The following is a 13,951-nucleotide window of genomic DNA, read 5'->3' on the forward strand; positions in this document are numbered from 1 at the left end:
CGTCCTCGACCAGAAAATCCACCGCGGCACCCAGCCGCGAACAGATGGGATGACCCAGCCGATTGCGCTCGTGCGCGGCGTGCTGATCGCGCTTCGGATCGATCCGCCCCGGAATCGCCTTCGCCAGCGGCGCGGAGCAGAAACCATAGGTCAGGCGGATCATCCCGAAATACTCGATCACCGGGTCCAGCACCCAGGTCGCCAGATCGCACAGCGCCGTGTAGGACTCGGGTTGCTCGGGACGGTTGGCCAGCCCAGTGGCGGCCTGCGTCTCGCCGCATTCGATCAATTGACGGTAGGTGAGAGAACGCCCGCACGGCGCGTCCAGGTCCGGGATCGTCCGCGAACGCACCAGGGCGCCGTCCTCGATCCTCCAGCGCCGTTGCTCGAGCAGCGCATCGAAGGCGGCCGGCGCCGGCCCATAGCCCGACGCCGGCAGCACGCCGAGCGCGTCGAGCGCCTCGTCGAACGCGAGCTGCTCCGGATACCCGTCGCATTCCTCGTTGATGTAGCGTGATTTGCGATAGAGATACGGCGGCTCGAAGTCCTCGCCGTAGGCGAAATAATCGATATCCTGCTCGCGCAGCTTGATCTTGACCCGCTCGACCATTCGCGGCAGCGCCCTGCCCTCGAAATCGTCGTACCGCATCAGGCTCAGCTTGCCCGAGCCGATGTGGATCTTCACCAAATCCGCCTCGCGGATATCGCCGTAGAGCATCGAGGCGGCGCCCACATAAACCCGCAAGAGCGCCGGCAACTGCTCGACCAATCGGCTATGCAGTTGCAGCGAGGCGCCCGGATCGAGCCAGCCCAAACCGTGCTCTGCGGCCGATCGGCAGGCGGCGGCAATCGCCTCGGTGTCGGCGATCCGAAAGAGCTGCGTGCGACCGGCCTCCAGCGCGGCCGGATAGTCGCCGAAGAATGCCTTGATATCACGCTGCAGGCCGGCGTCCAGATGCTTGTAGGCACGCCGTTGACTGAACTGCTGAAGCGCGAAATAGACCTCCAGGTCAGCGATGCGCGCCTGCTCGGCCTCCGCGAGCGCCACCTCCGCGCCTTCCGGGCCCTTCTGATCTGCAAGGAAACGCAGCGCCTTGCCGAGACTGCCGAAGCCCTCGATCAAGGGCAGCAGGTCATCGACCTCGCTCTTGTCCGGCGTGCGCCCCAGACCCAACCAGGTCTCCCAAAGGCGCTCCAACGGCTCGCGATAGACGGCGTAGCGTTCCGCCGCACGATCGCGCCGAGCCGGTCGCTCGCGCGGGGTCGGCGCCGGACGCGTGCTCGGCAGCCTGAGCCGACTGCTTCTGCGGCTGTAGCGCTCCACCAAAAAGCGCTGCTCCGCGTCCTTGTCGCGGAACACATAGAGCACGCCCGGCGCGACCGGGATCGGCTCCTCGTCCAGCACCTGCTCCAGATACGCCTTGATCTCGGACTGGGTGTAATAGCGCTGAAAGGTGCCGCGCTGCGTCATCACACCGTCGCGAAACCGCTCCCCGCGCGGGTCGTTTTGGTTGGTCAGCATGACCGACACCACCAACAGCCGCTCGGCGAGCGACCAGGCCCGGGTCAAGGCCACCAGCCGCTCGTCGAAGTCTTCGATGACGTTGATCACGAAACCGAGATTGACGATATCGGCCGCGGCGATCGGCTCGTCCGGCGCGAAATAGGGATCCCATCCGGAGGCGGTCAGCCCGTTCTCGCGCAAGCCGCGCACGTCGTCACCGCGTCCGCAGCCGTAGTCGAACAGCCGATAGCGCCCGTCCAGGAAACCATGCCGCGCCAGCGTCTGAACCGGCGCCGAGAAACCGTAGCGGACCATGGCGGTGCGGTGTCGCGCCGCCTCCCAATCGAGCGCACCTCGGAGTCCGACAGCGTCGCGAGACAAGACGCCGCCCTCCCCCGCCTCGGCCCCTGTCCCGGCCAAGTCCCCGTCGGCAGGCTCGCCCGCGACACCGTCGAGATTGCCGATCGGGACCAGCGTATGCCCCTCGATGCGGTACCCCGCATCCGCGACCAGCGCCTCCCACTGACGCCGATAACCGATACGCTTGGGGTCGTCGAACAGACCGATCGATTCGGCCTGCTCGGTCAATGCGACATACTCGGCTCTGCCCGGATGATCGCCGGGGAGCAACAGCTCCTTGCGATGCAGGATGGGCGGATTCAGCGAGTCCTCATAGGTGCGATAACCCGTCTCGCCGGTTGTGCGATCCACACGCCAACTCTCCTTCAGCGCCGGGAACGGATCCTCGAAAAAGTTCGGGTAGTTCAGAAACGCCACCTCGGAGCCGTCCAGGGCAACGCGCACGACATTGAATGCGGGCTCGACCGACGCCCGAAGCATCTCCAAGGCCGCGTCCACGCCGCTCGTCAACGCGGGCTCGGCGCTGTCGAGCAGCGTTCGATGCAGGTAAAGCCGTCCCGCGACCGCCTTTCCGGAACCCATCGGTTCGTCAGTTCCCCGTGCTCATCAACGGATCCGTCTCGGGAGCCGGCCAGTGGATCTCCAGACCATCGATCACACCGACAGGCGTCGGCCCTTCCAGACCCTGCACGTCCGGCTTCCCGTAAACGCCGTCCGCACCGAGCCGATAGATGGTCAGCACGCGATCCGTCGGGTGCAGCAGCCAGTATTCGCGCACGCCATGACGCTCGTAGAGTGCCCGCTTACGGACCTGATCATGGACCGCGGTGGACGGCGAGAGGAGCTGAAGCGGGCCCGCCGCGAAGCCACCTGCGTGTGGATCCTCTTCATCGACCTCGACAACTTCAAACAGGTGAACGACTCGCTCGGACACGACGCAGGCGATCTCCTCCTGCGCCAGGTGGCCGAGCGCTTGCAGGACTCCGTACGCGACACCGATACCGCCGCCCGATTCGCCGGGGACGAGCTCGTGGTCGTGGCGGCATACATCCCGGACCGGACGCTCCTTCAGACGGGCGCCGAGAAGCTGCTCCAAGTGCTTAGAGAACCCTTCGCGATCGGGGATCAATCCGTGCGCATCGGAGGCAGCATCGGAATCGCCATCTTCCCGGACCATCGCGACGATCCGCAGGCGCTGCTCAGCCGGGCCGATCTTGCCATGTACCAAGCCAAGGCCGCCGGGCGGGGTACGTATCGGTTCGCTGCTACGGACTGACGCAGGGCCGGCCGTCAGCCCGAGCCCAATCTCTCGGCAAGCCATTCGGGCGGACTCTTCAGGTCCTTCAAAAAGGCTTCCGTCCGATGCTTGTCGAGTGCCCCGATCTCTTCGATCCCGGGAAGACCTCGGCGCCAGGTCTCGATGCGCGCCTGCCGAGCCTGCCCGTCGAGAGCCACGATCCGCTGAGCAACCATCTCCAGGAGCTGCTCGACCATTTCACGGTCTTCGCTCGACAGATAGCCAGGCGCCGCGGTGAGCTCCGACTCGATTCGGTCGCAGCCATCGCGAGCGAGGGTCGGGATCTTATCCGCGAGCGTGCGACGCGGGCTCAGCCATTCGGCGGAGCGCCGACGCGCGGCATCCATGCGTTCGGCACCGAGCGCCCGATACACCGAGGTCAGATCCCAGGCGGGATCGATCTCGCGCGCGGAAAGCTCCTCCGTCAGGGCGGCCGACTGATGCCCGATCTGCTGACCGAGGATCTCGGTCAGCAGATCGGGCGACATATCGCCGGCCTCCCAGGTTCCGAGATCGGCCGCGATCCGCTGGAGCTGAAACGCCAGCTCGCTCACCTCCGCCTCGTCGCGCGTGCCGATGAAGATCTCGCGCAGTCGATTCACCCGCGCGAGCGCCTCCTGCAGCGTGCTCTCGGTCTTGGGCACGGCTAAAAAGCGCGGATCGAGCAAGGCCGACGCCGGGCACGACTCAAGGTTCTCCCGTCGCCCCGAACACATCCTCCAAACATCGCGCGTCCAGAATCAGCAGTGCCCATTGTTCCAACTGGTCCGGGTGCGCGCTGCGTATCCGCGCTTCGATCTCGGGCGGGACCGGGCCGAAACGTTGCTGGACCAGGACGTGCAGTATTTTGGCTTGGCCTTGGCCGATGCCCTGCTCGATACCCCGCTCGGTGCCTTGCTCGATGCCTTGCTCAATGCCTTTTTGTTGCGCCATCCGCTCGATGCTGCTCAAGTAATGCATGTGCTTTTCCTCGTCGAATTGCTGGACTTCGGACCATAACTGCTGCTCCAGTCCCTCGGGGAGCGTCAGAACCCAGTCGATGAACCGGAATAACTCAAGAATATCCTGGCGTGCGAAACCGCGCCGATAGAGGCTGCGGATCAGCCCCAGCTTGGCCTGATAGCGATCGGCTGGCGATCCGGCGGTCTCCAGGGCGCTAAGGTGGGCCAGGGTGACGACGGCAAAGGGATTGGCCGAGGACTCGAGCTCCGTTCGGTGTGTCCGATAGGCGGCCAGGCTGACTAAGGGAAACCGTAAACCCATGCGGCAACCCCAACGCGCATAGCCGAACTCGCCGTGTTTGCTCCGACTCGGCTCACCCAGCACCGCCATGCTCACCACCGGCTTGGTGCTCGTGGCTCCTCAGGGCCGGTTCGCTCATGACATGCTCTCTCGCAGAAGAAAGTGAAATCCGTCGCAAAGCGCCGACGCTCCCGGGATAGACGACTTGCAGTCGTCCTCTTCCGGCGGCCATACGCACTGCGGGGTCGAGTTCAATTCGACGATCTCGAAAACCGGACTGAACGCGCTTCGGCCGGTCTCATGAACACGGCTGATCCGGCGGTCCCAGGCACTGCGGTCGGCCATTTTCATCCGGGCAGGGTTGTTCTCCTTGAATCCAAATACAGAGTATCGGGACAGATGTCTTGCTCGTGCGGCCAAGCTACTGTCCCATCCAGAATCATCGCGGTTCTAAAATAACTTCAACCTCGGTATACTTCCTTAGAGGACCGCGCCACCTGGAATCTGAACGATGGTAAGTTTTACTGTTGTTATTGAATACCAGTCGTCCGGGGTGCCGGTAGCAAAACCAAAGCGGATCTTGATGGATGCGACGCGGCCGACATCATTGTCCAAATGCTGACCGCCGAGAAACCGCAATATCCACCCGCAACCACCGGCGGCGCTTTGTTTGTAAATCAAACTGCGTCTGATGGGGACAAATCGTTAAGCACCGGCATCGGGATGATCCGAAGCAAAGCACGCCGCTGGATGTCAGGTCAATGAAGTCCGATCCAGGATATCCACCGCGTCCAGTACCGCCTTCAATCTAGCCAATGGCCGCATCTCCTCGTCCGCCTCGATCTCCGGATAGTCCGGGTGATTGGCTTTGAGTCGATAGCGGCCGTCCGCCGTCTTGGTGACACGACGCAGTAGGTATTGATCCTCGCCGGCGTCGTGACGCTCGACGGCGACGACTTGTCCGTTGAGCGTGCCGGCCTGAGTCGGTGCAATCCGCTCCAACAGAAGGTAGTCGCCATCGTGGATCGGTCGCGATCCGCCGTCCATGGAGTGACCGACGGCGCGCGCGACGAAATCGCGTGCAGGATCAAGGCGGCCGTAACTCTGATCGGCAAAGGAGCAACGTTGCTCGGAGTCGCCGCGACCTCGCCGAAAAGTGCCGCAGGCGATTCGAAGGTCCGGATAGTACGGCAGCTCGATGCGTGCCGGTGTCGACGCGGTCGTGCGCGAGAAAGGCAGCACGCGCGCCGATTCGGTCGATTGCACCTCAGCCCGCTCCGGACCCTCTTCGCCGCTCGAAGTCTTGATTAGACGGGGCTCGTAGGCCGCAAAACGGTAGTCGACCAGCTCTCGGACCATGGATTGGAAGGTATCGAGATCCTCGCCGGCCACATCGAATGTCGGGCAAAAGCGACCTTCGCGGATCTCGAACCAGGCTCGGCTCTGTCCCGAACGGTTGCCCCCGGTCCAGGCGTTGATGGGGTTGGCTCGCCAGTAACGCAGCCATTGGCCGGCCTTGGCGCCGTCCAAATCCTGCAAATCCGTTCTGAGATCCGGAATGAAGCGACGTCTCCGCTGGAAGACAGTACGGGCGTGCTCGGCTAGTTCTTCGACCGACAAGGGCTGGCGAAAGCCGTCGTGGTCCAGGAGCGATTCGAGCAGCACGGCTTTGAAGCTGCGGGTCATAGCCGTGGTCTCGACCTCGCGGAGGAAATCGGTTTGCCGCTCAAGGCAGCCTGCCTCCTGCGTGTCGAGATCGTTCTGATCCTGCAGCAAGGCGAACCACTGACCGTGGAGGCGTCGCAGTTCCGGAATGTTCGATCCGCTGCGGTAAAACTCGGCGATGGTCGGACGGCGACCGAGAGATTCCCGCAGGGCCTGATAGTCGGATGTCGGTCCTCGTCCTTGAAGGCGCGCGAGGAAATCGATGATGGCAAGATCGTAGGTCGCAAAGCAGCCGGGCGGCAGAGGCAGATCGCCCTTACGCGCCTTGCGAGCGAAGTCCGCCAGCGCGGCGTAACCCGAACCCACGTCGAAAAGCGCCTGTGGTTTGTTGGAAAACCCTTTGTGATTGCCGATGAAGTCCAGCACGACCAGGTGATCCTTGTCCGGTGCTCGCCGCAGCCCACGTCCCAATTGTTGGAGGAACAGGACCTTCGATTCCGTCGGGCGCAGCATCATGACGGTATCGATGGCCGGTAAGTCCACGCCCTCGTTGAAGAGATCCACCGCAAAAATCACTTGGAGGTCACCCCGTTCGAGCTGCTCCAAGGCGGCGCTGCGATCGAGCGAGGAACCCTGATAGACCGCAGCGGCGCGGATGCCCTCTTTGCGGAAGCGCTCGGCCATGAAGTCCGCATGACGTCGCGAGACGCAGAACGCCAGGGTCCGGCTTTGGCCCTTCTCCTGCCAATGTGCCAAGGCATGACGAGCTCGCCCGAGGGTCGCGAGCTTGTTCGAGAGTGACTCGGGATCGAAACGGCCGTTGCGCCAGGGAATGTCCTGATAGTCGACGGTTTCGTCGTAGATGCCGAAATAGCGGAACCGGCACAAAAGCCCCAAGGTGACGCCGTCGAACAGGTTGCGGCCGTAGACCAGATTGTCGTCGCACAGACTCAGGATGTCGGACTGATCCGTTCGCTCGGGGGTTGCGGTCAGGCCAAGCAGGAAACGCGGCTGGAAATGACCGAGCAGCCGCCGATAGGTCGGCGCCGCGGCGTGATGGAATTCATCGACGACGACATAATCGAAGTGATCCGGCGCGAACCGTTCCAGATGACGCGACTGCCCGAGCGTCTGTACCGAGGCGAACAAAAGGTCCACATCGGCATCCTTGTGCTCGCCGGTATAGCGCCCGACACGGCGACCGGGTTGAACCAGCTGAAAGCTCGACTCGGCTTGGAGCAGGATTTCCTCGCGATGGGCGACGAAAAGAAGTCGCGCAGCGGACATGCGTTCGCTGTCGAAGGCGGCCAAGAAGGTTTTGCCGAGCCCCGTCGCCATGACCACCAAGCCGCGCCGATAGCCAGCGGCGCGGGTCGCATCGAGTGCCGCAAGCGCTTCGAGCTGGACCTCGTTCGGCATAGGCCGCGGCGCCTCCGGCTCGTCCCAATCCGGGAAAACCGGGAGTTGACGAAGCTTCGAGCGACGCTCGTCATAGCCATCGATCCAGGCATTATCGAGCCGACGAACCCGAGGATGGGCGATCAGCGACTCGAACTCGGCGCAGATCTGGTTGAGTGGTCCACTACCAGTCGATTCGGAATCGCCGAGGTAATCGACCCGATAGTTCCACTCGAGTCCGTCGGTAAGTGCCGTGCGGCTGATGTTGCTGGACCCGACGAAGGCGCAGCCCCAGACCTCGCGTCCGTCCTGCGTTTGGATGGTGATGTAGGCTTTGAGATGGAAGCTCTGCTCGCCGGACTCGAAGACGCGAATATCGGCGCCGCGCTCGCCGAGCAGCATCAACCGACGCAAGGCCTGCGGCTCGGTGACGTCGAGGTAGTCGCTGGTCAGGATGCGCAAACGTGCGGTGCGGAATTGAAGGGCGTCGGCGAGCGCATCGAAGATGAGCGCCAGACCGCTTGACTTGATGAAGGCGACCGCGAGATCGATCCGATCGGCGCGCCGGATCGCTTCCAGCAGATGAGGGAGAAAAGGATCGCGCCGACCGCCGGTCGCGAGATACCCGCTCATACGTCGTCTTCGAGCCGCAGCAAGCTATTGAGCCAACGCTCGGATTCACGACCGGGGCGTCGATCGCATGTCACCCAGGTCTCGATTTCGACGAACGAACCGACGTGCTTGAGCAGATCAGCAAGACCGGCTTCGTCGAGATCGGTGAAATGGCGCCCATTGCGCATCTCCTCGCCATACCCGTACTTGAAGGACGCGTAGAGGATTCCCCCCGGCTTCAGAGCACGGCCAAGTCGGTGCATGACATCGGGCAGCTCGGCGGTCGGCACATGCAGGAGGCTAGCACAGGCCCAGATCCCGTCGAAGGCTTCGCGCCATGCGATCTCCTGGAAACGCAGCACAGCAACTGGTGCGCCCGAATGCGCCTCGGCGACGGCCGCCATGGCGGGAGAGGCATCGAAGGCCGTGACCTGAAAGCCACGCTCGGCAAAGGCGCGTGCATCTCGGCCCGAGCCACACCCCGCATCGAGAATCCGGGCATTGCAATGCAGGTACGGAAGGAAGTGCGCATAGAGCGGCGCCATGTCGACCGCTTGGGTGTCGAGCACGAAGGTTTCGGTCTGATCCCTGTAGTAGCTCAGGGTTTCGTCGTTCATCGTTTCGTCGTACATCTTCGCGTTGGATTCAAATGCACAGGTTCACTGAGCGCCAGCGCACGCTGATGCGCGCTTCCGGAAAGGCCGTCCGCCATGCGCTCCAACGCCTGCACGGCACGCGAGGTCGGAACATAGGCCCGGATCAGATCGGGCGCGTCGGCATCGCGCGTCAGGTTGATCGAGCGCGTGTAGGCGGTGCCGATGTGGATGGCACGATCCAATGTGGTCACGTCGCGGTCCTTCTGGGCTTGTTGTCTCGCTGGTTGGATCAGGGTGTTTGGTTCCATGACACTTCGGACGGTGTCACTCTCGGCCTTGAACACCTTCGGAGCCTGTCAAGCGCCCTGTGTTTTCAATGTGCGCTCGGCAGATTGCGTAGCGCCTGGATCTCTTCCAAGGGCAGCTTGCTGATGTCCGCGATGGTCGCGTCGTCGAAATCGGTTTTCCGGATCAGCTCCAGGGCGGTTTCGCGGCGGCCTTCTTGTCGCCCTTCTTGTCGCCCACGCTCAAGAATCTCTGCGTTCCATTGTTCGACGCGTTGCTGCAACATGACATGTACCTCGTTGAAGTCATCAATGCTCGGTAGTTGGATTCCGGGGCGCTTCTTGCGGATGAAGCTTCGATAGATCCAGCGCCCGAAGGCCCGCTTCAGGCTATCGAGCGCTGCGCTGTCCAGCAGCTCGACGAGACGCGCGTAAACCGCAAGCCAGGTCGGCTCGTCGCGTGCCTTTTCCAACCGGAATAAGGCCGCCACCAGATTGCGGACCTCCGGCGGATAGGCCTCGTCACATGCGATCGCCCCCTCGTCCAACAACAAATAGGACCATTGTGGCCGATAGCGTTCCAATCCGCCCGGGACGGGCTCGATGAGTGCAAACAGGTCGGTCTGCGCCGTCCAACGCGGCTCACCGTTGTAGAGCACGATCGGCAGCACCGGCGGCAAGCGCCCGCTCGGGCTCAACGCAGATCGGGCGATCAGATCCTGATAGAGCAGGGTCGCATAGTTGGCGATCCGCACCGCCATGAAGCGATCCTCGGTGCTTTGAAACTCGATCAGAATATAAACGTACAACCAGCCGTCCGACCAGCGGAAACGCCAGATGACGTCGTCCTCTCGATCGCGATAATCATCCGTGACGAAGCTGCCCTTCACCGGCTCCAATGAGTCGAGATCCAGCGAGCCCACCCAATCGTCCCGCACGAAGCCGGTCAGCAGATCGCGAACCATCTCGACATGCGAGAACAGTTGGCGATAGCTGTGATCGTGATGGCGCGGCGAGGCGTCTTTGCGTGTCATCGCCAGGTCGCAGGGTGGAGGTCACCGCAGGCGCTCATGCGCCGGCGCTCCCGCGATAGTGCTGCGAGAGGATATCGATCGGGTCGATGACCTCGCCGCGTCGGTAGAGCTGGTGCACGCCGGCGGTGTCGCGCAGCTCGTAGCTGCGGGGATCCTGCTCGATGACACGGGCGAGTCCGGTCATCAGGCCGTCTTCGGTCAGACGGAAGACCGCGCCGGGGGCGGCCCAGCCTTCGTCGCTGTAGAGGACGACGCGCATCGGCAGGGCCGGCTGCTGCGGCTGCGCGGCGAAGCGTTGGGCGAGCGCAAAATGCAGCGCGACCGGCGGCAGCGACGGGCGCGGGCTGCGCAGGCTGCGATAACCGGCGTCGGGATCGCTCTCGATGAGCCCGAGCTGCGCGAAGGGGGAGTCGAGATGCTCGTCGGTACGCCCCGCCTCGGCGGCGTACATGCGCAGCAGGGTTGAGATGTCGGATTTCAGCGTGCTCGCCGATCGCGGTGCCTTCAGCTCCTGCTCGGTGAACTCGCCGATGGCGCGTAGAGCATCGGCATCGCGAAAACGCGGCATGGGGAAGCGATTGAAGAACCAGAAGAAGCCGGTCGCGGACTCGGCATTGGAGGCGATCAGCCAGTGGAGGATCCAGAGGGTGGCGTCGTCTTCCAGGTAGGGGTCGCCGCGCGCGCCGAGTAAGGTAGTACCGAGCCGTGTTGGCTTGCCGCGTCCGCTGTCGAACCCGACTAATCCGCTGACCTGCAACCAGTACTGGATGGCGTTGACCATGTTGCGCCCGACGCCGAGCCGGATCATGGCGTCTTCCGGCCGCGTAAAGATCTCGGGATCGTCCGCGAGCGCCTCGAAGCCTTTCGGCAGCCAGCCGTAACGCAGCGGGAAGGTCTCGTGGCGCCCGAAGGTAGCCTTGGCGCGATTGAGCTTCATGGGGCGGAGGGTTTCGCGAGGCGGATCAACATCATTGTTGCGAGGCGGTTCCTGCGCAGAGTCGATCCAAGGAGGACTCCGCGACCTTTTGAATGAAGATTACAGGAACACGGAGGCGACGCCAAGGTACAAGGGCGCGAAGCGGTCGGACCATTGAGCTCGGGGGCTGAAGCTCGCGGTCATGCCGATCCGTGTCGGATGCTTATGGCGTGCGCTTGGCAGTTTCCGGCCTTCGGTTTAATGTCTTTGGCACAGGCTAGGGCCTCGCCGCTTAGAGTGGCCACCCAAACGAACGCTCATGATACCCCCTCTGCGGTGTCGCGCATGCACCGTGGCGCTCTGCGCTACCGGGCACGATGGCCGGAGTGACGAGCACGGCCCCTGTTCCCGGGAATGGAGATCAGTCATGTATGAGAATATTTCCGCACTGCTCAAATAAATCGCCTTGGGCGAAGACTCTGTTCTCGAGCTCAAAGCAGTGGAATTCAGCGGCAACAAAGTGGTCGGCCCGCACAAGGACGGCATGGCAGACGAACTGGCCGCCATGGCCAATATAGCGACCGGCGTCATTGTTCTGGGGGTTGACGACAAGACCAGAGAGATCCGCCGCGCGATACCGCCGGAGAAACTGGACTTCGTCGAAGGCTGGCTGCGTTCGATCTGCAACGACTCGATTGATCCTCCCTTGTCAGCCGACAACACCTTGCGACGACGCGCTACAGCCACCGCGCCCGGTATGCATCTCAGCGATCACGATCTGCGACAGCTCGACGAGGCTTACCTCGACGGCCTTACGCCCGAGCAGGCGCGCGGGTTGTTGGGCCGCGCCATGGCGGATCTGAAGGCGGCGCGCGAGCGGCTCAATCCTTCGAGACGCAGTGCCATATCCGGAGAAATGGCAGCACGCCCGTTGAGCACCCGTGACAGAGCCGCGCGGGTGACGCCGAGCTGCCGAGCGACCTCGGTGACGGTGAGTCCGAGCGCAGGCAGCACATCATCCCGCAGCGTCTCTCCGGGATGGGGAGGGTTGTGAATGTTGCTCATGATGACTGAGAGGACTCACCCATGAAGACGCTTCTTCCCCTGACCCTTCTCGTTGTCGCGCTCGCGCTATCCGCCTGCTCGACCAACCGCCCGGGTCCCGTTGCGGTCGCCGACACGCCGTCTGACGGACCCACAGTCTACGGACAGCTTTCGGTCTCGTTGGATCACACCTCGACGCGGTGACGGAGCTTCAAAGCTCGCCCCACGCTGGATAGACCAACCCGGGAATCCGCGGCGTTTCGACTCGGAAGCGGCAGTGGCGGGTATAGGCTTCAAAGACGGTGATCTTGTCGGCCAGACCCTCCGGCATGCCGACATCGCACCAGCGATGGCGCTGCTCCCATTCGTTCGGACCGCGGATCAGCGGCCATCCCCGGACTGCAAGGCAGAGGGCGAAGGTTGATGCGACGCTGCCACGGGGTTCGACGAACGCGTCGTCGGCAGATGCGGACTCGCGCCGGTCCTCCCAGATCAGACGGTCACCGTCGCGCCCGGCAGAGATCAAACATACCGGGGCCGCCCCGATTGAGACGTCGCGATGCAGCAGGAAATCCAGTCCTTGCGCGCGCTCGCGGACCGCGTAGAAGGGGTCGGCACGATAGCGCACCAGGCTCAGCGAGCGCTTCCAGTTGGCGACCCAGAAGCCACGATGCAGATAGAAGCGCAGTGCGCCCTGCCAGGTCCAATCGGTCTCGAGCCGGATGCCGCCGAGATCCAAACGGCCTGCGATCTCGTCCAACACGTCCATGACCAGACCGGCATGGCCTTGACGCCGCTCCTCCCGAAAGAAATAGAGGCTGGCGACCCACAGGAAGTACTCGCCCCACCCCGAATCCCGAAGCGCAACGGCCAAGGTGCCCAGGCAGCGGCCATCGCGCATGATCCAGTAGGGCAGATAATCACTCAGGTCGGCGGGATCCCCGATCCGTTCGCCCCTCGTCAGGCTCAATCGACTCCAGTCTTCGATCGCCTCGTCCGTGAGCGACCATGGGTCCGGGATGCCGCCGAGACGATATTCGGCAAAGGTCGCAAGCTCGCAGGCGCGCCACAATCGACGCTCTTCGGGACGGGAGGTTGAGACCGGCAAGAGCAAAGGCTGGTCGGCCAAGGCAACTCGAAGGCTCTCGCGCAGGCCGTCAAACGGGTCTCGGGGGTCGGGAGATGTCGCCACGTCGAACGCCCCGTCAACTACCGGTCGCGCCGGTCGCCTCGTCATCGCAGGTCTCGTGCGCATCAACCGCGCCCGACGCCTCGGCTTTGCGCGCCTCGTCCTCCCGTTTCATCCGACGCAGCAACCACAGCTCGCGGAGCAGGAAGCCCATGATGGCTCCCGCGGTCAGGAGCGCCTTGCAGAGCATCAGGGTTCCGGTACTGATCACTACGGAGTCATCCGAATTGGAGGCAATGGCGGGAGCCGGTCAGCGCCGATTCGGGCAACTGCCGCAGTTACGAGATGCCTGACGATCCGGCAGACTTCAAGCGGGCTTGACGATATCACCCACCAGGCTCGACGGCTCCACCCGCTCGTTCAGATACTCGGAGGCTCGCGCTCGCCGTAGCTGTGAACGAGGACTGGAATGGGGGAATGAGTCAGAGTGAGCAGGGTTTCGCTGCCGAGGATCTTTGCCCTGATTCCTTTCCGGCCATGCGAGGCCATGAAAATCAGGTCGGCGCCGGATCGGGTCGCGGCATCGACGATGGCCTCATAAGGCGAATTGCTCGGCGTGGAGACCAAATCACAGTGAACACCGGCCTCGTCGCAGAGCTTCTCGACAAAGCCGAGGTTCTTTTGAACGTCTTTCTCGAGAACACCTTCTCGGCATGCGGGATGGTCTGTCCGCACAGCACGCGGCGCCGGATCTGGTCGATCTGCCGCTCGCCGTGGGCGATGAAGGCATCCAGCGGCGCGAGCTGGACGTGCGGCAACGCGGCGATCAGGTGCAGGCGGATGCGCGTCTCGCGCGCCCGCATCAGAAAG

General features: G+C 63.3%; 14 protein-coding genes and 3 pseudogenes. 2 read left to right on the forward strand and 15 right to left on the reverse strand.

The features are described from left to right. Together VLR48_RS05150 and VLR48_RS05155 are read right to left on the reverse strand one after the other, a co-directional pair. Nucleotides 1-2,446 (reverse strand): DNA phosphorothioation-associated putative methyltransferase (locus VLR48_RS05150; RefSeq protein WP_325290750.1); only part of this gene is annotated, 2,446 nt, incomplete at its 3' end. 7 nt (nt 2,447-2,453) lie between these two features. Next, a complete protein-coding gene (locus VLR48_RS05155) occupies nt 2,454-2,798 on the reverse strand; it encodes a Uma2 family endonuclease (RefSeq protein ID WP_325290751.1) in 345 nt (114 codons plus the stop codon). Here VLR48_RS05155 and VLR48_RS05160 point away from each other — a divergent pair. Further along, nucleotides 2,682-3,140: a GGDEF domain-containing protein gene (locus tag VLR48_RS05160; RefSeq protein WP_325290752.1), complete on the forward strand. Its 459-nt coding sequence runs from the start codon at nt 2,682-2,684 to the stop codon at nt 3,138-3,140. The two genes, VLR48_RS05155 and VLR48_RS05160, sit on opposite strands and share 117 nt — an antisense overlap. A 14-nt stretch (nt 3,141-3,154) precedes the next feature. Here the strand turns inward: VLR48_RS05160 and VLR48_RS05165 are convergent, their stop codons facing one another. The 8 genes from VLR48_RS05165 to VLR48_RS05200 form a co-directional block, all read right to left on the reverse strand. Next, a complete protein-coding gene (locus VLR48_RS05165; RefSeq protein ID WP_325290753.1) occupies nt 3,155-3,805 on the reverse strand; it encodes a hypothetical protein in 651 nt (216 codons plus the stop codon). A gap of 43 nt (nt 3,806-3,848) precedes the next feature. Continuing rightward, nucleotides 3,849-4,493, reverse strand: a complete 645-nt coding sequence (locus VLR48_RS05170) for a DUF4351 domain-containing protein (RefSeq protein WP_325290754.1) — start codon at nt 4,491-4,493, stop codon at nt 3,849-3,851. Between the two features lie 390 nt (nt 4,494-4,883). Further along, complete coding sequence (locus VLR48_RS05175) at nt 4,884-5,084, reverse strand: hypothetical protein (RefSeq protein ID WP_325290755.1); 201 nt, start codon at nt 5,082-5,084, stop codon at nt 4,884-4,886. Nucleotides 5,085-5,156: 72 nt separating this feature from the next. Next, complete coding sequence (locus VLR48_RS05180) at nt 5,157-8,099, reverse strand: DEAD/DEAH box helicase family protein (protein WP_325290756.1); 2,943 nt, start codon at nt 8,097-8,099, stop codon at nt 5,157-5,159. Further along, on the reverse strand, nt 8,096-8,695 hold the full coding sequence (locus VLR48_RS05185) for a class I SAM-dependent methyltransferase (protein WP_325290757.1): 600 nt from the start codon (nt 8,693-8,695) through the stop codon (nt 8,096-8,098). Before VLR48_RS05185 ends, VLR48_RS05180 begins: the two co-directional genes overlap by 4 nt. Further along, nucleotides 8,692-9,018 (reverse strand): hypothetical protein, encoded by a 327-nt coding sequence (locus VLR48_RS05190; RefSeq protein ID WP_325290758.1) that lies wholly within the window; start codon nt 9,016-9,018, stop codon nt 8,692-8,694. Before VLR48_RS05190 ends, VLR48_RS05185 begins: the two co-directional genes overlap by 4 nt. 29 nt (nt 9,019-9,047) lie before the next feature. Next, entirely contained in the window at nt 9,048-9,992 is a 945-nt protein-coding gene (locus VLR48_RS05195; protein WP_325290759.1) for an Rpn family recombination-promoting nuclease/putative transposase, read from the reverse strand. 34 nt (nt 9,993-10,026) lie between these two features. Beyond that, on the reverse strand, nt 10,027-10,929 hold the full coding sequence (locus tag VLR48_RS05200) for a DUF4007 family protein (RefSeq protein ID WP_325290760.1): 903 nt from the start codon (nt 10,927-10,929) through the stop codon (nt 10,027-10,029). A gap of 445 nt (nt 10,930-11,374) precedes the next feature. On the opposite strand from VLR48_RS05200, the pseudogene VLR48_RS05205 reads away from it, so the two are divergent. Beyond that, a pseudogene (locus tag VLR48_RS05205) lies at nt 11,375-11,608 on the forward strand (RNA-binding domain-containing protein); the annotation flags it as partial. Nucleotides 11,609-11,796: 188 nt separating this feature from the next. Here the strand turns inward: VLR48_RS05205 and VLR48_RS05210 are convergent. From VLR48_RS05210 to VLR48_RS05225, 5 genes and pseudogenes are all read right to left on the reverse strand, one after another. Beyond that, nucleotides 11,797-11,973 (reverse strand): annotated as a pseudogene (locus tag VLR48_RS05210) (HigA family addiction module antitoxin); the annotation flags it as partial. 190 nt (nt 11,974-12,163) lie between these two features. Beyond that, nucleotides 12,164-13,081 (reverse strand): GNAT family N-acetyltransferase, encoded by a 918-nt coding sequence (locus VLR48_RS05215; protein ID WP_325290761.1) that lies wholly within the window; start codon nt 13,079-13,081, stop codon nt 12,164-12,166. 76 nt (nt 13,082-13,157) lie between these two features. Beyond that, on the reverse strand, nt 13,158-13,352 hold the full coding sequence (locus VLR48_RS05220) for a hypothetical protein (RefSeq protein ID WP_325290762.1): 195 nt from the start codon (nt 13,350-13,352) through the stop codon (nt 13,158-13,160). A gap of 149 nt (nt 13,353-13,501) precedes the next feature. Next, nucleotides 13,502-13,816, reverse strand: coding sequence for a universal stress protein (locus VLR48_RS20210; RefSeq protein ID WP_414718580.1), 315 nt, complete (start codon nt 13,814-13,816; stop codon nt 13,502-13,504). Beyond that, nucleotides 13,720-13,951: pseudogene (locus tag VLR48_RS05225) on the reverse strand (ISNCY family transposase); the annotation flags it as partial. The pseudogene VLR48_RS05225 and the gene VLR48_RS20210, both read right to left, overlap by 97 nt.

Origin of the sequence: Thiocapsa sp. (assembly GCF_035467215.1) — a bacterium.
In the GTDB taxonomy this organism is placed as follows: domain Bacteria; phylum Pseudomonadota; class Gammaproteobacteria; order Chromatiales; family Chromatiaceae; genus Thiocapsa.